Source organism: Streptomyces sp. SS7 (assembly GCF_037993025.1).
In the GTDB taxonomy this organism is placed as follows: domain Bacteria; phylum Actinomycetota; class Actinomycetes; order Streptomycetales; family Streptomycetaceae; genus Streptomyces.
The window spans coordinates 3,467,259-3,492,883 of record NZ_CP141223.1; the positions used below are offsets into that span (position 1 = coordinate 3,467,259).

Below are 25,625 nucleotides of genomic sequence, written 5' to 3' on the forward strand. Positions count from 1 at the left end.
GCAACTCCCGGGGCCGACACCGGGTCTGACCGAACGTCACCGAGGGGCGGCAGGACGTGAGCGAGGGGTACGAGGGCAACATCGGCGGGGCCGTGAGGACGGACGGCGCCCGCTGCCGGAGCCGCGCCCGGTCCTCCGGTGACACAGGAACAGCCTCTGACCACGCGGGAATTCCGTTCCGGGGACAGGTATTCCGGGTATCGGGTTTTCTGCGGGACCAACTGTGTGCGCGCCGCGCAGCCCCGGACGGACGGATTCGACACGCGTGACGGAGCAGCCCACCAGCTACGAACGCCCCCAGGGCGTCGACCCCACGGAAGCCCGCGGGGCGCTCCTGCATACCCAGGCCCCGGACGCCTCGGACGCCTTACCTCCCGCCGCCTCCCAGGGCCGCGCGGAGGACGGCCCTGGCACCACCGCGTCACGTGCCACCAGCGGGAAGGGCAGCAAGGGAAACAAGAGTGCCCAGGGAACGGATCCGGCCGCTTCACAGGCCGAGCACTCACAGCCGGCGACCGGTGCCGAACCCGACAGCCACCGGCCGCGTCCGGCGCCCGAGTCGATCCCGGCCCAGCCGGGCGGTGACCTGCGCGCCGTGCCGGGCGAACGCCGTACGGGGCAAGGGGTGACGCCCGGGCGTCCCACGCCGATGCGCCGGGACGGCGACCGGCTGCGCTTCGTCGGCGCCGCCACCCGGCGCATCGCCCGCGGTCTGGACCTCGACGAGATCGTGATGGGGCTGTGCCGGGCCACCGTGCCGACCTTCTCCGACGCGATCCTCGTCTATCTGCGCGACCCGCTGCCGGTCGGCGACGAGCGGCCGGTGGCCGACCGCGTCATGCTGCGACTGCGGCGCACCGACCGCATCCCGGAGGAGCGCGACACCGAGACCGGCTTCGCCGCGCTCGCCCTGCCGCCGCCGGAACCCTCCGAGCTGAGCGCCGAGTTGTCCTCCGCGATCGCCGAACTGTGCGAGGTACGGCCCGGCGGGGCGCTCGCGGAGGTGCTGCGCGGGGTGCGCCCGGTGTTCGCCGACAGCCCGGCCGCCCGTGCCGCGCTGCCGGAACTCCTCGGCGAGGACAGCACCTTGGTCGTCCCGGGCGGCCAGCGGGCCATCCTGGCCCCGCTGCGGGGCCGCCGCCGGGTGATCGGCGCGGCGGTTTTCCTGCGCCGCCCGGAGCGCTTCCCGTTCGAGAACGACGACCTGCTGGTCGCCGCCCAGCTCGCCACGCACAGCGCGCTCGGCATCGACAAAGCGGTGCTGTACGACCGCGAGGCGTACATCGCCGACGAGCTCCAGCGCACGATGCTGCCGGAGCATCTGCCCCGGCCCACCGGCGTGCGGCTCGCCTCGCGCTATCTGCCGGCGGCCGAGACCGCGCGGGTGGGCGGCGACTGGTACGACGCGATCCCGCTGCCCGGCAGCCGGGTGGCGCTGGTCGTGGGCGATGTCATGGGGCACTCGATGACCTCGGCCGCGATCATGGGACAGCTGCGCACGACCGCCCAGACCCTCGCGGGGCTGGATCTGCCCCCGCAGGAGGTCCTGCACCACCTCGACGAACAGGCGCAGCGGCTCGGCTCCGACCGCATGGCGACCTGTCTGTACGCCGTCTACGACCCGGTCTCGCACCGCATCACCATCGCCAACGCCGGCCATCCGCCGCCGGTCCTGCTGCACCTGGGCGGCCGTGCCGAGGTGCTCCGGGTGCCGCCCGGGGCGCCAATCGGCGTGGGCGGGGTCGACTTCGAGGCGGTGGAGCTGGACGCACCGGCCGGGGCGACGCTGCTGCTGTACACCGACGGCCTGGTGGAGTCCCGGCTGCGGGACGTGGCGACCGGGATAGAGCAGTTGCGGGAGAAGCTGGCCGCGACCGCGCAGCTCACGGGGCCCGATCACCCGCCGCCGCTGGAGGCGCTGTGCGACGAGGTGCTCGACATGCTCGGGCCGGGCGACCGGGACGACGACATCGCGCTGCTCGCCGCCCGCTTCGACGGGATCGCGCCGAGCGATGTGGCGTACTGGTTCCTGGAGCCGGAGGACGCAGCACCGGGCCGTGCCCGGCGGCTGGCCCGGCGGGCGCTGTCCCGGTGGGGCATGGAGGATCTGACCGACTCCGTGGAGCTGTTGGTGAGCGAGGTGGTCACCAATGCGGTGCGGTACGCCTCCCGGCCGGTGACTCTGCGGCTGCTGCGGACCGATGTGCTGCGGTGCGAGGTCGGCGACGACGTGCCCCAGTTGCCTCGGCTGCGGCAGGCCCGGGCCACCGATGAGGGGGGTCGCGGGCTGTATCTGGTCAATCGGCTGGCTCGGCGCTGGGGGGCCACGCGGCTCAGCACCGGCAAGGTGGTGTGGTTCGAGCTGAACCGGTCGTAGGTGGGTACGAGAGAGGGCGCCCGGCGTGTGCCGGGCGCCCTCTCTCCGTGTGCCTACTGGCCGCTGCCGCTCAAGGGGTCCGTCGGGTCCGTCGGGTCCACTGTCGGTTCGTCCGAGGCCGGTGGCGTGGTGGCGCCGCCGGTCGGATCATTGGGCGTCGGCGTGTTCGTGGGGGTGTTGGTCGGCGTCGGTGCGCCGGTCGTGGGCTTGCTCGTCGGGGTGTTCGTCGCCGTGGGGGTGTCGGACGGGCTCGGGCTCGACGAGGGGGAGCTGGTGGGGGACGGGGAGGCCGTCTGGACCGCCGCGCCCTGCTTGGTCTCCAGGTCGAACTTGGTGACCTTGGTGGAGACGCCGAAGGTGTACGCCGCCCAGATCTGCGCCGGGAAGCCACCACCGTTGATCCGGCCCTCGACCGTGGTCAGGCCCGTGGTCGCACCGGTCAGGCTGACCTGGGGATGCGGGGCCTTCGCCGACTCACCGAACAGGCCGACCGAGGTGACCAGGTCGGGGGTGTAGCCGGTGAACCAGGCCGACTTGTTGTTGTCGGAGGTGCCCGTCTTGCCGGCCACCTTCTGGCCCTTGCGCAGCGGGTTGTCCCGTACGGACTTCTTGGCCGTACCGTCGTCGACCACACCGGTGAGGACCGAGGTGACCGAGTCGGCGGCCTCCCGGTCGACGACCTGCTCACCGATGGGGTCGGTGTGCTTGAAGGACGGGTAGGCGCTGTTCTTCGCCTCGGCGATGATCGCCGGCGTGACCTTCTTGCCGTGGTTGTCGAGCGTGGCGTAGACGCCGGCCATCTGGAGCGGGCTCGCGCCCATGGTGCCGAGGGTCTGGGCCGGCACGGCCTTCAGGTCCTTGGTGTCCATGCCGAGGTCGCTCGCGACCTTCAGCACCTTGTCCATGCCGACGTCGACACCCATCTGCGCGAAGACGGAGTTGATGGACTTGTTCAGCGCCGTCTGCACGGTGACGTCGCCGTAGTCCTGGTCGTCCTCGTTCTCCGGGGCGAAGCCGATGTCGCTGCCGACGACCGGGCGCTTGCTGGTGCCGTCGTAGAGCGTGTTGGCGGTGATCTCGTCGCCGTCCTGCGTCTTGGCGTTCTCGTCGAAGGCCGCGGCGAGGATCACCGGCTTGAAGGTGGAGGCGGGCTGGTAGTCGGTGCGGGTGGCGTTGTTGATGTAGTGCTCGGTGTAGCCCTTGCCGCCGTACATCGCGACAACCGCGCCGGTCTTGGGGTCCACCGAGACCGCGCCGGCCTGGACGTCACCGTCGACCTTGCGCTTCTTCGCGTCCAGCTTGCTGGTCAGCTGCTCCTTGACCGCCGTCTCCAGCGACTTCTGCTTCTTCTTGTCGATGTTGAGCTTGATGTTCCAGCCGCCGCGGGTGACCAGGTCCTCGGCCGACTTGAGGTCGTCGGCCACGCCCGTGGCGACCAGCTGACGCATCAGCTCCGCGTTGGCGGCCTTGACCAGGTAGCCGGTCTGGCCCTCCTGGCCGGGTGCGGCCTTCGGGGGCTCGGGCTCCGGGAACGTCATCTCGTCGCGCTTGGACTTGTCGAGCCAGCCCTGTCCCACCATGTTGTCGAGGACGTAGTTCCAGCGGGCCTTGACCAGCCGCTTGCCGGTGTCGGTGGCGACGGCCCAGTCGTACTGGCTGGGCGCCTGGAGCAGCGCGGCGAGGTAGGCGCCCTGCTGGACGTTCAGGTCCTTGGCGTCCTTGCGGTAGTAGCACTGGGCGGCGGCCTGGATGCCGTAACAACCACGGCCGTAGTAGCTGGTGTTGATGTAGCCGGCCAGGATGTAGTCCTTCGACTCGTCCCGGTCCAGCTTGAGCGAGATGACCAGTTCCTTCAGCTTGCGCGTGACGGTCTGTTCCTGGCTCAGGTAGTAGTTCTTGACGTACTGCTGGGTGATCGTCGAACCGCCCTGGGCGCCCTTGCCCATGAGGGTGTTGAGGATGCCTCGGGTGGTGCCCTTCAGGTCGACGCCGGCGTCCGTGTAGAAGGTCTTGTTCTCGGCGGCGACGAAGGTGCGCTGGACCGGCTTGGGTATCTCGGCGAGGTCGACGTTCTCACGGTTGACCGTGCCGTCCCGGGTCATGATCGAGCCGTCTTTGTACTCGTAGACGTTGCTCTGCAGCTTGGCGTCGGGGTTGCCCGCGGGAATCGGCGTGCTCACGTACAGCCAGACGACGGCCCCGATGGCCGCCGCCGTCACGACGAGGAACGCGCTGAGGATCTTCTTCCAGGTGAAGATCCTGCGTATGAGGCTCTTGTCCTTCTTGCCGCCCTTGCCGCCCGCCTTGACGCCCCGGCCGCCCTTCTTCCCGGCGGCGGCCCTGCGCGCGGCCGCGCGGCCGCCGGGTGCGGGACTGCCGGCCGCGTCGGGGGTCTCGGTCGTCTCGGGGGCTTCGGGGGCCTCCACGGCCGATCGCGACGCGCCGCGCGACGGCGGGGCGTCCCTGCGCGGGGAGCGGTTCTTGGGCGCCGCGCGACGGCCACCGCTCTGCCGCGCTCGTCTCTCGTCCGCTCGTCCCATGAGTCCGCTCGCTCCGCTTCGTACTCGGCAGTCACACCTGTGACTGGAGGCAGGTCAGCTCAGAAAGCTAACACCGTCGACTGTGTCGAAGAGGCCTCGGTCCGGCGTTCGGAGGGGGTGAGAATCAGCACCCCCGCCGGGAAACCGGCACACCACGTCACCTCGTTCGACGACTGGAACGCTCCGGGGGTTGCCAATCGCTCATAAAGTGATATCACTTAGCTAGATCAACGCTAGACCGATGCTCACGCGTGGCCGGTGCGAACCTGCGCACGCTTGTACGAAACGGGGGGAATCACCCATGACCACAGCTCCTCTCTCCACGGAGAGTTCCTCGGCCCTCGCGCCCGCACTGCCCGCCCCGCGTGTCAAGGAGTTCCCGGCCCACAGCGTGGGCGGCGGGTTCGCGCTGCTCGGCGGGCTGGTCGGGCTGCTGGCAGGCGGCGGCATGATCGCCGCCGCGACCACGGTGACCGCGACCGGCGGCAAGGCCGCGCTGATCGTCGGCGGCATCCTCATAGGCCTCGCCGCGTTCCTGTCGATGTGCGGGCTGAACACGGTGGCGCCGGGCGAGGCCCGCGTGGTGCAGCTCTTCGGCCGCTACCGGGGCACCATCCGGGAGGACGGACTGCGCTGGGTGAACCCCTTCACCTCGCGCGAGAAGATCTCCACCCGGGTGCGCAACCACGAGACGGCCGTCCTGAAGGTCAACGACGCCTACGGCAACCCGATCGAGCTCGCCGCGGTCGTGGTGTGGCGGGTGCAGGACACCGCGCAGGCCGTCTTCGAGGTGGACGACTTCCTGGAGTTCGTCTCCACCCAGACCGAGGCGGCGGTGCGGCACATCGCCATCGAGTACCCCTACGACTCCCACGACGAGGACGGGCTCTCGCTGCGCGGCAACGCCGAGGAGATCACCGAGAAGCTCGCGGCCGAGCTGCACGCGCGCGTGGAGGCGGCCGGTGTGCGGATCATCGAGTCCCGGTTCACGCATCTCGCGTACGCTCCCGAGATCGCCTCGGCGATGCTCCAGCGGCAGCAGGCGGGCGCGGTGGTCGCGGCGCGGCGGGAGATCGTGGACGGGGCCGTCGGGATGGTCGAGGCGGCGCTCACCCGGATCGCCGAGCAGGACATCGTGGAACTGGACGAGGAGCGCAAGGCGGCGATGGTGTCCAACCTGATGGTGGTGCTGTGCGGGGACCGGGCGCCGCAGCCCGTGCTCAACACGGGGACCCTGTACCAGTGACGGTTCCCTCCGGGGGTTCGACCCCACAGGGCCGGCCGCAGCGCAAGCAGGTACTGCTGCGGCTGGACCCCACGGTGTACGACGCGCTGGCGCGGTGGGCCGGGGACGAGCTGCGGTCCGCCAACGCGCAGATCGAGTTCCTGTTGCGGCGCGCTCTCGCGGAGGCCGGAAGGCTGCCGCGCGACACGGGGCCGATTCCTCGCCGGGGCCGGCCCCCCGGGGGCTCCGCCCCCAGACCCCCGTCGGCCTGAGGGGTGCCGGGCCGACCGACCGGCTGTAGCGGAACGGTGACAATCAGCCCCCACCTGCGCTCTCGCACCCCCTGCCACCACCTGCACACTCCGCGTATACACCCCGGGTATACACCGCGTGTACAGTCCTTCCCATGTCCATCGGTCACACCCTCCTGGGACTCCTGGAGTCCGGGCCCCGTCACGGTTACGACCTGAAGCGGGCCTTCGACGAGAAGTTCGGTCACGACCGGCCGCTGCACTACGGCCAGGTCTACTCGACGATGTCGCGCCTGCTGAAGAACGGTCTCGTCGAGGTCGACGGCATCGAGGCCGGCGGCGGCCCCGAGCGCAAGCGGTACGCCATCACCGAAGCCGGCGTCACCGACGTCGAACGCTGGCTCGCCACGCCCGAGAAGCCCGAGCCGTACCTTCAGTCGACCCTGTACACCAAGGTCGTCCTCGCCCTGCTCACCGCGCGCGACGCGGCCGACATCCTCGACACCCAGCGGGCCGAGCACCTGCGCAGCATGCGCATCCTGACCGACCGCAAACGCAGGGGCGATCTGGCCGACCAGCTGATCTGCGACCACGCCCTGTTCCACCTCGAGGCCGACCTGCGCTGGCTGGAACTCGCCGCCGCGCGCCTCGACAAACTGAAGGCCACGGTGACCGCGTGAACGCTCCCGGGGGATCCCTGCTCGTCGCCGAGGACCTGAAGAAGGCGTACGGGCCGACCATGGCGCTGGACGGCGCCGAGTTCTCCATCCACCCCGGCGAGGTCGTCGCGGTGATGGGCCCGTCCGGGTCCGGCAACCCGACCCCGGATTTGTGCACCTCAATGGTAGGGCCTACCTACTGCCCAGCGTAGCTAGTCAGTACCTCTGGGCAAACCCGCAGGTCGTAGCAGGAGCGCGAGGCGCTGCCGCTGCCCATCGGACAGCGGAGGCCACGAATCGACCATCGCGCGGATGGCCTCGCCCTGGTCCTGCGGAGCCTGCCCCGGACGTCTGTGGCCGGGAGGATCCTGCGGGGCATCGTCCGGCACCTGCGCAGGGCTGCCGCCCCGTGCCGTGCCCCTATGTGCGTCACTCGTCGTGAGGGTGGCGTTCGTGCCCTGTCGGTACATGGGCACACCTCCAACCGGCTGATATCAGCGCCTTACAGTGAATCCCGCTCGACCGTGACAGTTTGGCCGGCGGGATACTCGATGAGGGATTCAATTTCGCCTGTGCGGCAGTTACTCAGACAGCAACGCACGGAGCGGCCCTTATTCGCCTTGCTCACAGCCGCTACGCGCGCCACCGGGTGACCTCCACTCGTACAGACCAGGTCACCACTTGCGATTCCTGTTGCTGTCATCGTGATAGTCATTGCTGTAATCCAAACTTATTCATTGAGGTGCACAATCCAGCGCCCCCGCACACGTTGCACAGGGGCGTGAATCGTCTTGTTGGTCGTCAGATCATTTTCTGACTGCCTGCCGCTCTTGCATTGACGTACTCGACTCGACGCTTCCCAGCGTTGATGCCGGCGCTCATGCTTCGACCCATGTCTATTCGCTTCAACGGGCGCATTGGGCATGTGAAGTTGTCAAAGAAAACCCCCGGCACCTGCGGGCACAGAGGTGCCCTGAAACGGCCGTCTGCGTTGGCTGCCGCGAGGTGCGGGGGGAGTCTCCGGATCGGGTGATCCGTCCGGGGTGCGAACCACGTTCCGCCCGATGCAAAGGGACTGTCAAGGGAAGAACTGAAGATTTTTTAACCTTGCGTTTACCTGGGCTCAACTCCCCTACGCACGCGCGATATTGGCTCGATTTGCGGCCCTGTGTTTATGGGTGTAGAACCCTGGGGAGTGTCGCTTTCTTGGACAGGATCCAAGTCGCGAAAGCGCCTAAGCAAACGGCAACGCGCCCCCCGCCGGACAGTGCCGACAGGGGGCGCGTCTGTGTGCCTGTGTGCCCCTAGCGCCTAGTGTGCCTACTCGGCGTAGCGGTCGAGCTTGCCTGACTTGGCTGCCTCGATGAGCGCCGCGACCTCACCGGCGGAGTAGACCAGGGCAGGCCCGTTGGGCGCTTTACTGGTCCGGACTGCCGTTCGTCCGTCGCCCAGGGCGGCAAACTCAAAGCAATTGCCCTCGCCGGTAGACATGTTCTGCCACTCGACGTCAAGCGCGGACGCGTCCGCGATTACGTAATTCACTGCTACCCCTTGCGGTAGTGTTCTCGGTATTTCTCTATTAGCTCAATCGACTCAGGCCCGTTGGGAGCCTCTGCATTGAGCCGCCTAAATGCCCTGCCGTACTCCTGTACGTCCTCGACGTCCTCTAGGAATCGCGTACGTGTCAACCCATCGAGAAATACCACGTTCGGTTCCCAGTGGACAGGGAATTGCAGGACCACGAATGGTTGGAGTAGTACCGCATGCAGTGCATGCGACTCCGGCAGGATTTGAATGTTTACCGTGGGGTAGTCGCTCATGGTTAGCAAGTGATCTAGCTGCGCTGCCATGACGTCCGGTCCGCCTAGCGCGTGCCGGAATACGCTTTCGCTGATGATGCCCCAGAACACAAGAGGGTCGGGGCGGTCGAATACGCCTGTCCTTTTCTCTCGGATCTCTAGGCGCGCGTTCCGTTGCGACTCTGACAGGTGCGGCATGTGTTGGGCGAGAACGGCGGCAGCGTAGTCATGCGTTTGCAGGAGCCCAGGAACTAGGACAGGTTCCGCGTTGTAAAGCTCTGACGCGTCCTCTTCCATGCCCACATAGTCCGCGTACTGGGCGTGAACGATGGAACGGAGCTTGATTTCCCATCCGTCGCGTGCGGATGTCTTGCGGCGGACGTCGAGCAAGTACGCGCGCCATGCCTTGTTTTCGATGCCGTACGTATCGAGGAGCGTGACTAGGTCAGACTCGGAGATACCGGACCAACCCGTTTCAATACGGGACAGTTTGGCTTTGGACCAGCCCAACTCACGCGAGACAGTCTCTAGGCTGTCCCGCCCTCGCGCCTCGCCTCGCATGTCCCGGAGTACGTGGCCTAGCCGGACTTGACGCGCCGTCGGCTCTTTGCGCGCTCCCACGTTTGCCCTCCTCTCACCCTGTCTGGCCTGCGCAATCATGCCTAGCACTACGCCGGCATCCCTTACTGCGCAACTGAGTTGACTGACACTCACAAGGATGAACATTCCGTGGAACGTTGCACCGTGCCCTCAGGTGGTGCAACATTACACAGGCGCACCGCTCCGTAACCGGACTGTGCCGCTCCGCATTGCCGTGCCCCCTGGGGGTTGATCCGCCATGCCCAACGCTGTAGCGCGTCACCAGTATCCCACCGTGCCGGCGTCCGCTGCCCTCGCTCGCGAGGACTGCCGGACGTTCCTTGGACAGTGGGCCGATTCTGCCGCTTGTAAATCTGTGAGCGAGGATTTGACGCTCATTACAAGTGAGTTGGTAACCAACGCAGTTGAACATGCGCGCGGACCTGTTGGCTACGTGATCCAACGCTATGGAGACACGTTCCGCGTAGAGGTGCGCGACCGGGGCAGCGAAGAAATCCCATCGGTGCAGTCGGTAGGCGATTCCGCAGAGGGCGGCAGGGGCCTACTCCTGGTAGAGGCCATGTCGCACAAGTGGGGGGTACGGACGGAGGTACTAGGTGTAACAGTCTGGGCGGAGGTAGAGGCACAGGTGAGCGAACGATGAGTCATGTACTGCGCTATCAGGGGCAGGAGTTACCGTTTCCCTCGCGCACCCAAGCAATAAGAGCGCTTGCCGGAGCGGTAAAGAGGATGCCGCTAACGGAAACGGAACGGCGCGCCTTCAAACGCTGGTATACGTACCGGGCTTATCGCTCTGCGAGTGTCGCGCTCTATGAGGGGCGTCAATATGAGTTGAGCGTTTCAGTTCAGGGAGTCCGGCAGACGTTCACAATCATCCCGCCTCCGGCCCTCAGGGGAACGGCGGAGGCGGTTAAGAGCCTGTCGCGTGTCCATGTGCCTGCGCGCGACAGGTTAGAGACTCCGGGCGTGCCCCCCGTCAAACCCCCGTGAGTCTCCGCATGCGCCCAGGTGCGTGAACACCTGGGCGCATGCGTCCCAACATCGCCCCAATCGGCATGCAGCGCCGTACGGGGCACGTCCGCAGCGCAAGGGAGCTACGAACAATGACCAATGTTATCGGCACGGCAGGGGCGGCAGTCTGCGCGTTGCTTGCCCTCTGGCTGATTCTCAACAGAGGCAGCCAACCCACGGGCAAGAGTCGAGCCCAGTCCGGCGAGGTCGCCCAGGACCAGGAGCGCGCCCAGGACCAGGGTCCCGCATGGCTCGACCCCCAGGCGGGGCGAGGTCGACGATGGGCGAGGCGCGCGAGGGTCGAGCCCTTGCCCCCGCCTGCGGCAGAGGAACACCTCTGGGGCGCCCGTGGGACGTGGCAGCCTCCGCAGCCCTGGGACCGACCGCACATGACGACCATTGACGGACGTCAAGGCATGGTCCGGCAGTTCGTCACAGACCCCTACACAGGCGAGGAGCGCCGGACATGAGCGAGGTACCTGTCATGACACCTGCCCAGGCGGAGGCGGAGGCGGCGAAAGTGCACGCCTGGGGCGAATGGTTGAGTCACGTCATGACGTGCGAGGACGAATGTTCCAGCGCAGGCATTGACTGTATCGAGGCGACCAAAAGGCGCAGGGTCTACCGTGCCACGCTTACTCGCCTCGCCGAGACACGTATAACGCCCGAAGGCTAGCCATTCCGGAGTGCCGCACGAAATCGGCTCGACCGAAAGTAGGGCGGAGCGCGCCCCCAGCGCTGGGCTAGGAAGACTCTGGGGAACATGAGCCCTCGCCCCTCTGCCTGTCCACTCCGGCAGAGGGGCGAGTCATTTACGGGAGACATAATGCAGTCATACCGCTGCCCCGATTTCGCGCGTGTCGCGAGGCTCTTTGATGGGCGCATCAAAAAAAACCAGGAGCGTGCCGGAAGCTACGAACGTGATTCGGCTGGGAAGGCAGCAATAACCGAAATAGAGGGCGGCAAGAGGGCAAGGGCACGCGCCCTAGTGTCGCACCTCAGGCGCTGCCCCCTCTGCCGGTAGAGGAGAGACGATGGCAGGCAAGCAAGAGTTAGAGTCCGACCCCCCAACGTGCTATTTCCATTTCGTCTGGGGTGAAAGAGTTCTCCTGCGCGACGATGGGCAATGCCCCCGTTGCGTGCACGCTCCCAGCGATGCTCAACAGGTACGCAATCAAGAGGGTCCGGACTACTGGGAAGAGGACGACGATTAGCCGAACGGGGATCCTGCCGGACTACTGTCGAGCCTGCGACGGATCGAAACGGATCCTGACTGTCCGGCGAGGCAGGTTGGTTGTCCTCCGCTGCCGTGACTGTAGGGGGACAGGCACGCGCCCCTGAAACGAGAAAAGCGCCCCCTCGCCGCGATGGCGAGGGGGCGCTTTCGTCTGCCCTACTGAGTGAGGCTGGGCGAATCCTTGTCCGGTCCGAACGGCTGGGCAAACATGCCGTAGACCCCGCGCAGTCCGGCACCTATGGCGGCGCCTAGGGCTGCCTGAGTGAGGCTGTAGCCGGACGCTGCCCAGGCTGCGAGGGCGCCGCCCAGGGCGGCAGCGAAAGCCTGTTCCGCGAGGCGCACTAGATAAGTCCTCATGTCGTCACCTCCTCTGCTGTCAACTCGACCCGTACGGCGCTGAGGCGCCGCTGTAGTTCCGCGAGGACGCCGGACACGTCGAGTTGCGACAGTCCGGCCGTGAGCGCGTCGAGCTGCCCCCGGAGCGCAGGCAGCGCCTCCGCCTGGGCGGCGCCCTGGGCGCGCAGGGCCTCGCCCTGGGCGGCAACCATGAGGCGCACGGCGGTTAGCTCTGCGGCGAGGGCGGCAACGTCCTTACGGAGCGCACGCGCCTGCGCCTGCGTGTCCGCGAGGATGCTTACGGGCTGCCACGTGGGATTTGTCTTGACGTCCGGCGCGTCCTTAGGCGCCGGAGCCTTATCGGTTTTCCAGACAGCGTCATAAGTCTGTGCCGCGGTTAGTGCCATGTCGGTTTCACCTGGGGGTGACGCCGGCGCGTCCCCTGCCGCCCAGTCTTTGAGGGCTGCGCGAGTCGGGAACGCGGCTACGTCCCTGTCCATGCCTCCACTGATTGAGTATTGATGGAATAGCCATGGGTGAGTGATTCGAGGGGCACCCATGGGCGCGCTGGGGTCTGCTATCCACAGACCATGGCCGGCGTAGCTCGACCGGTCCCGGTTAAGCCAGTAATCGCGGTTGCAGTAGAGGACGACTCGACGCCCAGGAGCGAGGCGCGCGACCTCGCGTATAAACGCGTCCTTTTCCTCGCTACTGGGGGCGCTACCGTCCGGCGCACTCTCCCAGTCGCACGCGAGGATTTCCCCTGGCCTGGCCTCCGCCTTGCTCACGAAATAGGCTGCCTGCGCCTGTGCGCCACCCTTACGCAAGAAGTGATAGAACCCGACCACTACGCCGGCACTCCTCGCCCTCGACACCTGGGCAGCCATCTTGGGATTGGTGTACCACGTGCCCTCTGTCGCCTTGACAAAGACAAAGTCAACGCCTGTCAGGTCATAGGTCGAGCTTTGATGAGAGGCAACGTCGATACCCTTAATGAGTCCCGACATGACACCCCCTAGCGCAAGATGGCTGTAGCTACAGCCGTAGCCATCGAGGCGAGGCTTAGAAAGCCTGCCGTAGGGAGTGCGTAACGCCAACGCTCTAGGGCCGCTAGCCGGTCGGCATGGGTGGCAGTGCCGTGCGCCTCTAGGACGCGCAGGCGCTTTTCCTGGTCCTCTTGTAGCCGTAGGGCTAGGTCGAGTTTCGTTTCAATGCGCACTAGGAGTAGCTGCGCCTCCGTTGTTTCGGACATGGCGGAGCCTCGCTAGCTCACGACGAATGTTAGGTGTAGTCGGATGTTGGCGCCTGTATTGATGTCATCTGACGCCGTTCTCAGGGTGCAGATTCCGTCTGTTCCGCAGACGAAATCTCCGCCCTCTGTGCCGCTGCCCCAGAAACCCTGAGTCGTTCCCGATGTTGGGCGCCAACCGCTAGGCAGCGTACAAATCTGAGTGTCAGCAATGTTGCCGGTTGTGTCGACGATATCCGCGCCGGACCTCTGGGCATAAACCCGTATCTCGATGACGTTGCCGACTCGATAGCCCGTAAAGTCATTGAGCGTGAATCCCGTAGCCATCGAGATTCCGGACGTCGTGATAGTTGGCGCAGTGTCCGCTAGGCGTGCCGCGCTGATGAGCATTCCAGCTTTCCACGTGGTCATACCGATGCGGTCACGGTGACCCCCAATCCAGCGGAACGTACGCAGGAGACCAGAGGCGTACGGGCGCGCCTATTACTTGATTCTTGGACACCCCATTGACAGAGCGGGTTACCGACCATCGCTGATGTATGACGTTTTCGAAATCGTCATAGGACACGACAGGGTTTGTGTTCGTGTTCGAGGGACCCGATATCGAGCGGCAACCTATCTGCCCAGCATCGGTAAAGGTGCCGTCCGTTACCTCGACGTCCCAGGCGGCAGGCTCACTGTCTGTGGCTAGCCAGACCTTAGCCTTAAGCGCGTCCTCGACCCCGTAAAACCGCATGCGGTACAGGGTGTTAGCCGCATGCACTAGCCCTGTCTTTGTGGCAGTGCCTAGGGCCGTTTCCGTAGCGGACAGCCGTTCTCTGATGGTCAGAGTCATGGTCTGCGTTGTGTTACAGGCAACGCGCAGGATGTACGTGTTATCTCCGTCGACGTACCGGGCGACTAGCCCAGCCGCGAGGAAATCGCCTGTTGCGAGGGCGCTAGTTTTGAACGAACAGTAAATGTCGAAATCGTCGAACACGACAGGACCCAAACGGGTCCGCCTCGACGTGTCGACAGAGGCCACGGTGTGAGTCCCGAAACCTCCGGACACAGCGAAATCCGCACTCGTGCCGCCTGAGTTCGCCCAGGCGCCGCCTACGTCTGCCGTGCCCCAGCCGTTACTAACCGTCCGGCCGAAAGCGTCCGCCTCCGTTCCTGTGCATGACGTGACCGATACGCGTTCGCCGGCTACGTTCACGTCAAAGGGAAAGTCCGATGGGTGTTCCGTACTCTCGACCCACAGAGGGCCGGACGTCGTAGTTACGTACATGGTCGTAAACGCGGAGGACGCGTTAGCGACTAGTTCGGATCCCTCAGTGTCCGCGCGTGCGGCCTCGACCTGGGCGACGTGGGACCAGGGTCCGCCTGGGGAACAGTTGTAGGTGATATCCCAGCCGGTTTGCTCGATGACCTCTGTATAGCCCTGTATGAGGCAGTCAATCGAGTCCGGCGGCAGCCATGCCGGCGGGTTGGAGACTGTCAGCCTGTCGCCCACATCTGCCGCTGTAGCGCTATCGATGAGGGACGGACCTGCGGCTAGGTCAACGTGAATCGTCGGATAGCGCGCCTCATCCCAGGTGCCCAGGTAGAGCAACCATTCCGCAGCCTGCGCCGGTTGGGTGTCGTCATAGAAGTTGAATTCTTGGGAGTCCTGATAGCGCCCAACTCCATTGGGCGGCACCTGAGTTGACAGCGTGCCGGAGGTGAGTTCAGAAACGGCAGAGGCACCGTTCCTACGCGTAGCCGTTATCTCGTTCTTCACTAGGTTGTCATCGTCGACCGGTTTGAATGGTGGCGAGACATGACCCGCGGTCGCGTAATTGAGGGCGAGGCGGACGCGCTGATTAAAGAGCGTCCCCCTGTCGCGGTAGATCAGTCCGGCAGCGCTCCTCTGTTCGTAGAGGATGCCTCCGTCTGCCTCCGCGCAGTCTTTGAGGATATCGAGGATTGCCGCCGGTTTCTGCGGCCCTAGTTGCGCCTGCCTGCCTGTGTCACCACAGACAGCCATGGTTATTGACTCCTCTTCCGCGAGGCGCAGGAGCCTAACCCCTGCCCGTTCGCCCTCATACCCTATGTCAGCGCCGAAATAGGCGTTTTGCGTCCAAGGGGAGAACACGGAAACGTGACCGATGGCCATGCTTCCCAATTCGGAGGAGTAGCCGGAATCAGGGCTGCCCACTCCGGTCACTCTTCCGACCGTGCCCGAATAGGTGCTAGTGATCGTATAGACGTTGACTGTGTTCTCGAATTTGGTTCGGTAGGTGATCGTCCCTCCGGAGGCAATAAGGCGATGCTCCAGATAGTTCCACCTGCCGTCATTAAGGTCTGTGCCGGACGCATTCGTAGCGTTCACGAGTAGCGTGCCGTCATCGTCGTAACCCTGAACGCGGGTACCCGTGCCAGATATTTGGAGATACCACGTGGCCACGGTGCCCGTTGACTTAATGACCATCAGCGTTCGATACGTTGAAGGTGACGCATCGAGGTTATACATGAACCCGACTTGCCAACTTGTCTGCGTCGAGCTAGGCGCCGGAGGGATCCCGTTAATCACTGCCCCGCTACTGATGGTGGGCAGCGCGGAGGAGCCATCGAGGGTGTCTACGGCAGCGAACGTGAGACCAGAGGTCGTCATGTCCGGCACTCCGGCAAGGGGCGAATACGCGACCGTAGCGTTTGCCCCATCCTCCATAGGCCAATACCCCAGGATGTTAAACGTCGTTGGCAGTCTGCGCGTGAGCGTCGACTTAATGGGACTCTGCCCCTGGGCGAGGCGCCGCAGGATGCCGGAGGCAGTCACCTGCGTATAGACGTCCGCGCCGGACACGTCCCACTCCGCCGGCCACTCCGAGACCTCGCCAACGAACCGAACCTTTCGATTCGTGAGCGAGGCGTTCCCAGCCACGGACCACGTGAGTCCGGCACTGTCGACGAACGACGTTGCCCCGGACGTCTGGGCGGAGAAATCAGGGTTGGCAACGATGGTCCCGGCAATGCCGTTGCGCACCTGGGCAGCGTGGCAGGAGCCTGCCGCAATGCCGTAACTGTAGGTCGTTGCGTCGCCAACTCGCAGGACTGCTGTCGAGTTGGCGATAGACGTTGTGCCGCCGGTATCGGTTACGGGGTCGCCCAATTGCACCCATGTGCCGCTCATCGTGTCTGCGGTATAGAAGGTGACCGTATTCCCGCCGGACCCGTTGTTAACGTCGAGCGTGGCACGGACAGCCATTCTCGTATCAGGTCCGGCGGGAAGCGGAATGGTCGAGCTAGCCGAATTGGTCATGCCCGAACCGGACGTTGACCACTCGAAATAGAGTGCCCAGTCCTGAACGGACAGCATCCATGAGGCAGACACGTCACTGTATTTGCCGATTAGCTCGACCTTGTTGAACCCGGAGGGGTCCCCCTGGGGCGAAAGCCAATCAGACAGTGTCGCGTCTATCCTCACGTCGATATCGCCGGTTACATCGAGGGCGGCAGTGTCCGGAGTAGAGGCGTAGTCGCCCTCTGCGCCCGGTAGGTCGAGCGCTACGGATCCCGCCTGTACCGATACGCGCAGGGGCGTGTTACGGCCGATCTTTCCGTAATACGCCCCTACCGGGTTCCGCGGCGAGTATTTGCCTGTTCTGTTGTTGAGCGTTAGCTGACAGCGTGAGGGGTCGACGTCCTCGCCAAACGACGTGCGTCCGCGAGTAATCGTGATCGGGTCCCGTTCATAGACGTCTGACGTTATGTCGGTCCATGCGCTGTCTATGTATAGCTCGACCTTTGTACTAAGGGGGGTGTTAGGGAATGTCACGCTGTCCCCCTGCCTAGCGCTTTCTGTACGTTGCCGCCATTGAGGCGCTGGATTTCGCCTCGCAGGTGATCGATAAGGACAGAGGCAAGCTGCCGGCCATCGACTATGAGGTTTGCCTGTAGGGGTCGAGCGCTCTGCGGCGAGGAGCTGCCGCCCAGGAGCGGGGCGGAGGTCGAGCCCTGCCCTGTCATGACTGCGCCCTCGCGCACTGGGCGGACCATGTCCCCTGCCCAGCGCCGTAGGTCGGATTGGAGCTGCGGAGTCTTGCGCTTGACGCCCTGCCAGACTCCGGGCGGCACGAACGCGCCTACCTCATCCGCCATGAGAGACGATGGTGATTTGATGCCAAGACTTTTCTTGATTGCCGTTTTCATGTGCTGGGCAATCTTCATCATCTGTTTCTCTATGGCTTTCTCTTGGGATTTGAGGCCCTTGACCAATCCCTGTGCAGCCTTAATGCCGGAGTCGTACATAGCGGCGCCTGTTGCGTTGCCGGCGCTTCCGGCAGCCTTGACTAGTGCCGCCTGTTGGTTGTTGATTGCCTTAACCTGCGAGGCGCTAGCGGTAGACAGGGCCTGCGCGGTCGCCATACCGCCTTCAACGCCTGCCGCCGCTATCTGCCCGATGAGGTCGCTACGCACCCCCTTTTTCTTAAGGGTGCTCATCAGGGCGGCAAACTTTTGCGCCTGTTGTGTCTTGGCTTGCAGTCCGGCGAGGATGTTGGACGCACCCATGCCGCGCTCTAGGTCATCGCCAATCATCGAGTTGATATCAGCGCCCTGGAGGATTCCCGCCTTGACGTCTGCGGCAATCTTCGCCTTAGCCGTGACTAGGTCATTGAGCTTTGTCTGTGCCGCCTTAAGGCGCTTGTTAATCGCTTCCCGCTGCCCTGCGAGTTTGACGAGTTTCTTAGTGTCGCTACCGATGACGTCTAGCGCCTTGCTCCTCGCCTTGCCTGGGCGCATGTTGTCGCGGACGATATCCGCGAGTTTCTTGGATGCTGCCTGTACCTGTTTGGCACTGCCCATGAGTCCGACGACCAGGCCCTTAGCGATCCAACGGCCCTGGGCTGCCGTGACTTTCGAGGGCGAGAAAATCGACAGGGCGTTATCGATGGCGCCCTTAATGGTGCTCTTGGCAAACGACTTGACCTGATTCCAGAGCCATCCGCCCATGCCCTTTATGCCGTTCCACAGACCCTGTACGACCGACCGGCCCTTTGAGTACAGGAGTGATCCGAGCGAACCGATACCGGCGGAGATTCGCCCAGGCAGACCCTTGACCCAAGACACAAGCGAGGTCGCTACCTGAATACTGCCGCTCTTTATCCGACCCCAGTGTTTGATGATCAAACCCGGAAGCGTCCAGTTAAGGAAGAAAGAAACGATCTTCCCTGGGATCCCCTTGACCCAAGAAACGGTTGCATTCCAGACGCGCACGGTTCCGGACTTGATAGCGTCCCAATGCTTGATGATCAGTCCGGCTATCGTCCAGTTAAGGAAGATATTCCAGACCTTAGCCGCGATGGACTTGATGTGACCCCAAAGCCAATTCCAGATTTTGAGGGTCCACTTTTTCACGGTGTCCCAATTGGCGATGATGAGTACGACCAGGGCGACCACTGCCGCGATGATCCAACCAATCGGACCCATGGCAATCAGCCATTGTGCCGCCATGGTTGCCGCCCATATAACGGCCCTCGCAGCCATCAGCGCGAATTGCGCGACCGCGGTTACGGCTGCCCGGACAACGGCAGCAACCCATGCCGCTATGGACGTCAGAGCGCTGCCTAGCCACGCTGCCCCGGTAGTTGCGGCGGAGGCGACGGCAGCGGCAGCCGTGCGCGCCATGGCCATAAGGCCAACACCCATGAGCCGTAGGTAGCCGGCCACGGACATATAGAGGGCGCTCTGTCGTACTGTCTCGGCTGCCGTGGCGATAGCCGTATAGGTCGCATAGACGCGCTGGGCTGCGGTCACAGTCACGATGACTGCCGCCACGGCGCCCAGGGCGATAGCGAGGCCCTTGACGACTCCTGTGTGTTGCATCGCGAATGACGCGATAGAGCTACCGGCAACCGCGAGTTGGGTTGTAACGGCGCGCTTGAATTTCTCCATCTCTTTCGCTGGGCTACTGCCCAGCGTCTTTGCCGCCTTATCGGCTGCCCCGCTCACCTTGCCCAGGGCGTCAACGGCGTGCGAGGGGTCGATTTTTAGTAGCGCCTTTTGCATGTCCTCCGATTGCGTGCCAAAGATGTTGGCCGCTACGGAGGCTTTCTTACTCGTGTCCGGATACTTGCGCAGAGCGTCTAGCGTCTTCTGTAGGGCTGCCGTTGCGCGAGGACCGCCGGCGGCAACGTCCGCCGCCATTTGCTTAGCGTTTAGCCCAAGAGCCTTGAAGCCTGCGGGGGCAGTCGACGTTATGTCACGCGCCCTCAGGTTGAACTCTTTCAGTGAGTCGGCAACTAGGTCTGCATCCCTCGCGCCGCCTTTGAGGCCCTGCGACAGGATGCCCATTGCCGTCTGTCCGTCGAGCCCTAGCGACTTGAATTGCACGCCGTATTCATTAAACGTGTCCAACAAGTCGTCAGCTTTGTTTACGCCCTTTTGGAAACCGACAGTAATGATGTCTAGAGCTTCGTTCGCATTCTTGGCTAGGCCAGTCTTAAGCATCTGCCCAACCGCGGCAGTGGTCCCGCCTAGATCCTGGTCGAATGCTTCCGAGAGTGCCATTACCTTTGTGGTGACACCCTCTAGTCCCCCTTTGACGCCGGACACGTCGCCTATGTTTTGGTAGACACCCCGGATAGCTTCGTTTACGTCCGCCGTAGATTCGCCCCAGGCGCCTGCGTAGACATGCGCGGACACTTTGGCAAGGTTCGCAGCCTCCGCGTTCCCTATGCCTAGCTGCGTTTGCAGCTTGGCATTAGCCGCGCTCATGTCCATTGCCTGTGCGACACCTACGCCCAGAGCGCCGGCCACACCTGCGCCTATTGCCGCTGAGGCGGTCGATAGGCGCTCTTGCATGGCGTTTAGCTCTGGGCTCGCCTCATCGCGCGCTATCAGCCGGAAGATTAGCGAGGTGTCCGATGCCATCGGGTCACCTCCTCTTTATTTGGGCCTCCGCCTCATCGAGTTGCCTGCCGTATTCGTCGAGCCAATCCAAGAGCGCGTCTGTTTCCTCGACGGTAAGTAGCGCCCACTCCCAGGGGCGGACGTGCAAGAGGTGTGCCGCGTTGCCGAGTTGACCTATCCGGCGATGGGCAGCGCTGCTTTTCCCTCTTCTTCGCTTTCGTCGACCGCGGTTTCTATCTCGCGGTCGAGATTGGCCAGCGTGTTTTCACGCTCTGCGCCCTCGACGTTTTCGGCGACCGCTTCCCGCATCTTGGCAAGTTCCTGCCGGGAGTATTCGAGCTTCAATTCATCCCAGGCGAAATCGACGTCATCCCACTTGATAGAGGGATGCTGCCGCTTAAGGAACATATAGAGGAGCGCGCGGCGGCAGAGCGAGTTACCGGCGAGGACTGCGGTTGTGAAATCCGAAAAGTCCTTACCTGTCTTGCGCTCCAACATTTCGCGCTCTGCGGACATGAGCCGGCGAGGGTTGTACTTGAAGCGCGTAGGCTCCTCGGATCCCTCAGGCTGATACACAAGGTACATAGGCTTAATCTCCGACCCTTGACGCGATGCGTTGGGCCATTTCGTTTACGACGTCCGCAACGGCTCGACGCGCCTCCGGCGCCGTGCCTCGCATGGCAACGTCAAACCAACCGATCTTGCCGAATTGGACGCGCCATTGGTCGTTGCCCCATGACTGCGTGCGCCATCCCTTACGGGAGTTCGTACGCTTAGGAGCGTTGGCAAAGTCTCGAATGCGAGGAGTCCGCCTAGCGCGGACCGATGCGCCTGCCCCTTTCATCGTCATATTGACTCGCGGCTGAATACTCCGGGCGATGGCTGGGCGCAGTAGAGGACGCGTCGCGGAGCCTCCGGAAGGGATGGACAGGGCCGCATTCTTAGCCTGATCAGCGTGCGGTTTGAGGGTGTCGCGGAGAGACTTAGCTAGCTCTCTCCGCAGCTCCTTACCGTCTGCCTCCGCGCGCATGGCGCGTATGAGGTCGCGCAAACTCTCCTGCGTGACCTCTACGCCTACGGGACTGTCCGCCATGGCTTACGCCGTAGCGCGCGTTACGGCGCCGCTGGTCGGGAAACTGACGGACTGCGTAGCCTCATCGCCTACGCCTCCGGAAATGGGCTTAAGCTCCTTCACCAGGACGGACCCTGTCCACTTAGGGTTTGACGTTCCGACAACCGCGCTAGTCGGTCGCACCTCGAATGCAACGACCGTTCCGAACAGAGGCCAAAGGATGCTGTCCAATGCGGCAGCGGCGAAATCCTGTTTGAACTCGATAGCCAGTCCGCCGGACTTGAGTCCGCCTATGACCTGCTTCCAGCCGGAGGACGCGTATGTAGTCACGTCCTTTTCGTCGACCTCTACGGACAGTTCCGCCTTACTGGTGTAGGCGCTGAGGTCGGTTCCGCCGAGTGAGAGGTATTCGGACGTGAGCACCATAAAGGCCATGGTGATTACACCCCTTACTTAATGCCGAACGCGGCAGCAAAGAGGAAACTTGGGGAGGATCCGGCGATGGTCCACTTAACCCGCCACCATGTGTCAGTGATCGCGCTGCCGCTAGTGCGGGATATCTGCGCGCTAATGGCGTTCGCCGTAGAGAAAGTGATCTGTGTGGTGGGAGTTGTAAAGCCTGAGTTGTCGTCAGACTCCACTAGGACGTCAAGGGTTGGCGTAGTGCCGGCGACGGACAGACAGTGAAGCGAGGCATAGAGGCGCTGCCCGGAGGCCACGGCGCCCAGGTTCACCCCGGTACCCGTGCCGCTTGACGTCCTCGCGGTACCGGGCGGATGGGCGACGTTGCCCCGGACCAATGGCCAGTCAGAGCTAGCCTTAGCTTTGTAGGGCGCGAGGTCGCCAACCGACCCACCAAAGTTGTAGTCCGCGCGCAGTGCCCGCAGTAGATAGGCGAGGTCGCCCACAGAGGCGCCTACAGGGGCAACGGTCCACGCGCCCAGTCCGCCTATCTGAGACCAGGACGCGTCATCTACTAGCGCGTCCGTTCCCGCTTCCCAGAAACCCTCTGCGGTTACCTCTGCGGAGCCCAGTCCGGCCGTTACTTCTTTCCAGCCGGAGGAGCCATAGGTAGTCCGGTCCTTTTCCTCATACTCGCCGGACAGCTCGACTTTGTTTGAGGCGCCCGTTAGGTCTGCCCCTACGGCAAACAGGCGCACATTCGTAAGGACTGTGAAAGACATTACGGGTTCCCATCGCCTATGACGTCGATAGAGATTTCCGCGCCTAGATACTGGGCGCCCATGTGCTCATAGAGGCGCATCCCTTGACACCGTGTGACGCGCAAGTCATGGGCGTATCCGCCCAGGGCAGGAGTACCGGGGGCGCCTCGCGCTGCCTCGATGGCTGCCTTAAGCGAGGTCGCCCCGGATCCGGCTAGCAACCGGTCTAGTAGATCCTGGCCGGCGAGGTCATCGGCACGGCTCACCAGGGCGCGCCCGGTAAACGTGATCGCGTCGAGCCCTCGCGACATGGTCTTGTCGTACTCAATGGAGTAATCAGCGATAAAGAATGACGGGACGCTGACACCATCGGGCATGTATCCCGTACATGTGAGCGCTCCGCTAGGGAGCACTACCGCAGAGGCAGCTAGGGCGAGTTGCGCCCGTATGTTTGTGATATCCACGCGCCCCCCTAGAACCCTGGCAACACGTAGGGTTCGAGCAAGTTCCAAACGTCGGGATCCCTGCGCGACAGGCGGACAACGCCCCATTCCGCACTGCCCATGACTCCCTCTGGGGAGTCTTTGCGCTTGAAGAGTCGCGAGGCTTGAATCAGGGTCGCTGTCTCGATGTCATCGGGCGTAGCCGGCCACCCCCAACGCGCGGTTACGCGCACGCGCGTGCGGCTGCTGTATGACCACGTCCACAAAGACGATGGGCGCAGGAGTCCCGTAATCGGCACGCCGTTAGTCATGGCGTTGTCGGGATAGGTCTCGTAATCGGTCACGGCAGCCCAGGAGCTACCGGAACCAATCTCCACAACCAAACCGGAGGCGCTGCCTATGGGGTCGGTCAAAAGCAACTGCCCGGACGCGTCTGTATAGACGCGCCGCAGGGGGTTGTACGTCCGTTGGGACGTAAGAGCATCGAGATAGAAACGCTGCCCGCATGCCCTGTCAATACCGCGCGAGGCGGAGGCTAGCGCTTGATTCAGTAGGTCATCACGTGTGCTGTCCGTAATGCCTAGGTACGTTTTCAGTAGGGCGAGTGTCGCGTATTCATTCGCCATGGCTTATTGCCTTGCGCGGTTTCCCGCCTGCCTCCGCGCGCACAGGGCCTGAGTCGACCTCCGGCGGGGCAACGGTCCCGCCCTCGACCTCGACCCCGTACAGGGCTAGTTGTTCGTCCACCTGCCTTACACGGTCGACCAATCCGCGCGCGAGGTATCCGGCGCGCTCACGCTTAAGCGCTGCAATCATGTTCTCTGCGTTAGCCATGACTCCTCCTAGAAAACGGTCACGTCTGCGGTATTCGTGACGTTCGTATTGGCGGAGTACGTCAGTCGCAGATATCGCCATGGCTGGTCCGGCCGTAGAATCTTGAGTGCCGTTCCTGCCGCAGTAATGGCAAAGGTGGTGACCGCTCCGGTATCCGGGGTCGCTACTTCCGCGTAGGAGACAGCGAACCAATTCGATCCGTCCGCGCTGCCCTCAATCGCGTATGTGCATGTTGGTGTAGCGCCTACGGCCGTAGTGATGGCGAGGAGCGCCGGCCGTTCCGTAGCGGCGCCGCGGTCGGCAATGTTCGTCGATACGCCGTTACCGGTCTGTGCGGCGGATAGGCGCACCGTATTGGGTAGCCTGTCGCCCCCATAGGCTTGAAGCGTGGACATGGTGAACACCTCCTGTCCGTCGAGCCCTGATAAGCGCGCAGCCCGGACGGGAATCCGGGCTGCGCAAGGGAGCGTCAGAACGTCGGGGCAATCAGGCCCGTGCCGCCAATCTTGCTGGTCCCATTTGTGTAACGCGCGAACGTGTACGCGAAATAGGAATAGGCGACCAGGAGCACGCCCAGGGAAGCGGCGGAGGGCTGTTCAGCGCGGATGAAAAGCGGCGCTGCCGGATCCTCCCAGAGGTGACACTCAGAGGACGGCACTACGTAAATCTCATCCTCTGTGCCTGCGCCCAGGGCCGTTGAAATGTTGTTGTCCACGATGACCTCAAGTCCACACGGGAGAACTCCGCGAGGGCCGGAGGCATAGGAACTGTTCGGGTTTGCCGTGCCCGCAGACTGCGCGGGGAAACCCGCCCAGTTAATCATGGGCCACGTAGAGGACATCTGGCTTGAAAGCCAGTACCAACGGCGCGAGTGCATTACTGCGTGCGTCGGTCGACCCATCGCGAGTAGGGCAGCCTCGACGTTAGCCGCACCGTTCAGGATCTTGGGGTAAAGCTCTGCCCCCGTAGGCGACGCGTCGGTATAGGCAACCGCCTGGGCAACGTTCGTAAGCCCATTGGTCGCCTGATTGATAAGCGTCGAGTCGAGCACAGTAGCCACACGGTTAAAAAGGTCCTGCATGGTTACGTCCTCGATACCGCTGCCCCGGTCGATAGCCTGCCGAGAAACGGTTTGCTGCCCTGCCGCGGTCTGAACGTTAACCGTCAGAAGGGTGTCATCCATATTGGTCTCGGAAACTGCCACGTTTTCCGCAGACTGGACAGTCGCACTTGCAGCCGTTGTAATCCGGCTGATGTTGACGGACATACCCGCTTCCGGCAGCGGGTGACGGTTGCAGACGTCTGCGAACGGCCGGAGTGCGGCAGTCGCCGGCGCGTACATGTCCGTCAGATACTGCGGGACGGTAAGGCCGGAGAATGCGCCCGTGCCTACGGCACGCTGCATGTACTCCGCGCGCTCTACGCGCTCTTCCTGCATGTGCCGAGAAAGGCGGGATGCTGCCTCGACGTCCTGGAACATGAACTGTCGAGAAATGTCCATCAGGAATCCCTTACCGTAAGGGTCGAGATCCTTCCGGTAAGTGCGCTCTTCCGTGCCGACACGCGCGACCTGGTCATAGGCAGGCTTACGTACTTCCATCGCCTTTACCTTGGACTGTTCGGCAGCGCGCTCCATTTCTTCGGCCTTGATCTTTTCGGCCGTGGCGCGCTTGTTCTCGATGCCTGTGATATCGGCCTTTGCCTTATCGCGGGCAACGAACAGTTCCGCTACGCGTTCGTCCTCTTCGGGAGTGAGGTTAGAGCGTCCGTCCTGCTGCGCCTTATCGAGGATGAGCTTTACCTCTGCGTCAGCCTTCTTACGGCGCTTGTGCGCTGCCTCTAGCTCGACCTCGATTGAAGCGATGAGGTCGTCAATGGTTCCGGGCATTGCCGAAACCCCCTTAACCCTTCCGGGCAAGTGACTTACGGGGAATTACTGCGAAGCGTCTACGGGGC

General features: G+C 63.7%; 15 protein-coding genes and 1 pseudogene. 5 read left to right on the top strand and 11 right to left on the bottom strand.

Annotation, left to right across the window (positions count from 1 at the left end):
- Nucleotides 1–265: 265 nt before the first annotated feature.
- Nucleotides 266–2,377 (top strand): SpoIIE family protein phosphatase, encoded by a 2,112-nt coding sequence (locus U5640_RS15785; RefSeq protein WP_340376431.1) that lies wholly within the window; start codon nucleotides 266–268, stop codon nucleotides 2,375–2,377.
- Between the two features lie 53 nt (nucleotides 2,378–2,430).
- Here the strand turns inward: U5640_RS15785 and U5640_RS15790 are convergent, their stop codons facing one another.
- A complete protein-coding gene (locus tag U5640_RS15790) occupies nucleotides 2,431–4,917 on the bottom strand; it encodes a transglycosylase domain-containing protein (protein ID WP_340376432.1) in 2,487 nt (828 codons plus the stop codon).
- A 301-nt stretch (nucleotides 4,918–5,218) separates the two neighbouring features.
- Between U5640_RS15790 and U5640_RS15795 the strand changes: the two genes are divergently transcribed.
- The 4 genes and pseudogenes from U5640_RS15795 to U5640_RS15810 form a co-directional block, all read left to right on the top strand.
- The gene (locus U5640_RS15795; protein ID WP_340376433.1) at nucleotides 5,219–6,163 is read left to right on the top strand and encodes an SPFH domain-containing protein; all 945 of its coding nucleotides are present in this window, start codon (nucleotides 5,219–5,221) and stop codon (nucleotides 6,161–6,163) included.
- Nucleotides 6,160–6,414: a hypothetical protein gene (locus U5640_RS15800; RefSeq protein WP_340376434.1), complete on the top strand. Its 255-nt coding sequence runs from the start codon at nucleotides 6,160–6,162 to the stop codon at nucleotides 6,412–6,414. The genes U5640_RS15795 and U5640_RS15800 overlap by 4 nt, the downstream gene beginning before the upstream one ends.
- A gap of 134 nt (nucleotides 6,415–6,548) precedes the next feature.
- On the top strand, nucleotides 6,549–7,073 hold the full coding sequence (locus U5640_RS15805; protein WP_340376435.1) for a PadR family transcriptional regulator: 525 nt from the start codon (nucleotides 6,549–6,551) through the stop codon (nucleotides 7,071–7,073).
- A pseudogene (locus tag U5640_RS15810) lies at nucleotides 7,070–7,207 on the top strand (ABC transporter ATP-binding protein); the annotation flags it as partial. The gene U5640_RS15805 and the pseudogene U5640_RS15810, both read left to right, overlap by 4 nt.
- Before the next feature lie 1,165 nt (nucleotides 7,208–8,372).
- On the opposite strand, the gene U5640_RS15815 reads toward U5640_RS15810, so the two are convergent.
- From U5640_RS15815 to U5640_RS15860, 10 genes are all read right to left on the bottom strand, one after another.
- Nucleotides 8,373–8,594 carry a DUF397 domain-containing protein gene (locus U5640_RS15815; protein ID WP_340376436.1) on the bottom strand — a complete coding sequence of 74 codons (222 nt, stop codon included), beginning with the start codon at nucleotides 8,592–8,594 and terminating at the stop codon, nucleotides 8,373–8,375.
- A gap of 2 nt (nucleotides 8,595–8,596) precedes the next feature.
- Nucleotides 8,597–9,577: a helix-turn-helix transcriptional regulator gene (locus U5640_RS15820; protein WP_340376437.1), complete on the bottom strand. Its 981-nt coding sequence runs from the start codon at nucleotides 9,575–9,577 to the stop codon at nucleotides 8,597–8,599.
- A gap of 2,475 nt (nucleotides 9,578–12,052) precedes the next feature.
- On the bottom strand, nucleotides 12,053–13,042 hold the full coding sequence (locus U5640_RS15825; protein ID WP_340376438.1) for a GH25 family lysozyme: 990 nt from the start codon (nucleotides 13,040–13,042) through the stop codon (nucleotides 12,053–12,055).
- A 663-nt stretch (nucleotides 13,043–13,705) separates the two neighbouring features.
- A complete protein-coding gene (locus U5640_RS15830; protein WP_340376439.1) occupies nucleotides 13,706–17,083 on the bottom strand; it encodes a hypothetical protein in 3,378 nt (1,125 codons plus the stop codon).
- Nucleotides 17,080–20,178 (bottom strand): phage tail tape measure protein, encoded by a 3,099-nt coding sequence (locus U5640_RS15835; RefSeq protein WP_340376440.1) that lies wholly within the window; start codon nucleotides 20,176–20,178, stop codon nucleotides 17,080–17,082. Before U5640_RS15835 ends, U5640_RS15830 begins: the two co-directional genes overlap by 4 nt.
- Nucleotides 20,179–20,331: 153 nt before the next feature.
- Complete coding sequence (locus tag U5640_RS15840; RefSeq protein ID WP_340376441.1) at nucleotides 20,332–20,673, bottom strand: hypothetical protein; 342 nt, start codon at nucleotides 20,671–20,673, stop codon at nucleotides 20,332–20,334.
- Nucleotides 20,674–21,253: 580 nt separating this feature from the next.
- Complete coding sequence (locus tag U5640_RS15845) at nucleotides 21,254–21,655, bottom strand: phage tail tube protein (RefSeq protein WP_340376442.1); 402 nt, start codon at nucleotides 21,653–21,655, stop codon at nucleotides 21,254–21,256.
- Nucleotides 21,656–22,864: 1,209 nt separating this feature from the next.
- Nucleotides 22,865–23,461, bottom strand: a complete 597-nt coding sequence (locus U5640_RS15850) for a head-tail connector protein (protein WP_340376443.1) — start codon at nucleotides 23,459–23,461, stop codon at nucleotides 22,865–22,867.
- A gap of 216 nt (nucleotides 23,462–23,677) precedes the next feature.
- Nucleotides 23,678–24,064 carry a hypothetical protein gene (locus tag U5640_RS15855; RefSeq protein WP_340376444.1) on the bottom strand — a complete coding sequence of 129 codons (387 nt, stop codon included), beginning with the start codon at nucleotides 24,062–24,064 and terminating at the stop codon, nucleotides 23,678–23,680.
- A gap of 74 nt (nucleotides 24,065–24,138) precedes the next feature.
- Nucleotides 24,139–25,557, bottom strand: a complete 1,419-nt coding sequence (locus U5640_RS15860; protein WP_340376445.1) for a hypothetical protein — start codon at nucleotides 25,555–25,557, stop codon at nucleotides 24,139–24,141.
- Nucleotides 25,558–25,625: the final 68 nt, after the last annotated feature.

Coding starts and splice junctions, on each gene's coding strand:
- U5640_RS15790 (WP_340376432.1), bottom strand. CDS start 4,917: ATGGGACGAGCGGACGAGAGACGAGCGCGGCAGAGCGGTGGCCGTCGC.
- U5640_RS15805 (WP_340376435.1), top strand. CDS start 6,549: ATGTCCATCGGTCACACCCTCCTGGGACTCCTGGAGTCCGGGCCCCGT.
- U5640_RS15860 (WP_340376445.1), bottom strand. CDS start 25,557: ATGCCCGGAACCATTGACGACCTCATCGCTTCAATCGAGGTCGAGCTA.
- U5640_RS15795 (WP_340376433.1), top strand. CDS start 5,219: ATGACCACAGCTCCTCTCTCCACGGAGAGTTCCTCGGCCCTCGCGCCC.
- U5640_RS15840 (WP_340376441.1), bottom strand. CDS start 20,673: ATGTCCGCAGAGCGCGAAATGTTGGAGCGCAAGACAGGTAAGGACTTT.
- U5640_RS15825 (WP_340376438.1), bottom strand. CDS start 13,042: ATGTCGGGACTCATTAAGGGTATCGACGTTGCCTCTCATCAAAGCTCG.
- U5640_RS15850 (WP_340376443.1), bottom strand. CDS start 23,461: ATGGCGAATGAATACGCGACACTCGCCCTACTGAAAACGTACCTAGGC.
- U5640_RS15845 (WP_340376442.1), bottom strand. CDS start 21,655: ATGGTGCTCACGTCCGAATACCTCTCACTCGGCGGAACCGACCTCAGC.
- U5640_RS15820 (WP_340376437.1), bottom strand. CDS start 9,577: ATGTTCATCCTTGTGAGTGTCAGTCAACTCAGTTGCGCAGTAAGGGAT.
- U5640_RS15835 (WP_340376440.1), bottom strand. CDS start 20,178: ATGGCATCGGACACCTCGCTAATCTTCCGGCTGATAGCGCGCGATGAG.
- U5640_RS15855 (WP_340376444.1), bottom strand. CDS start 24,064: ATGTCCACGCTTCAAGCCTATGGGGGCGACAGGCTACCCAATACGGTG.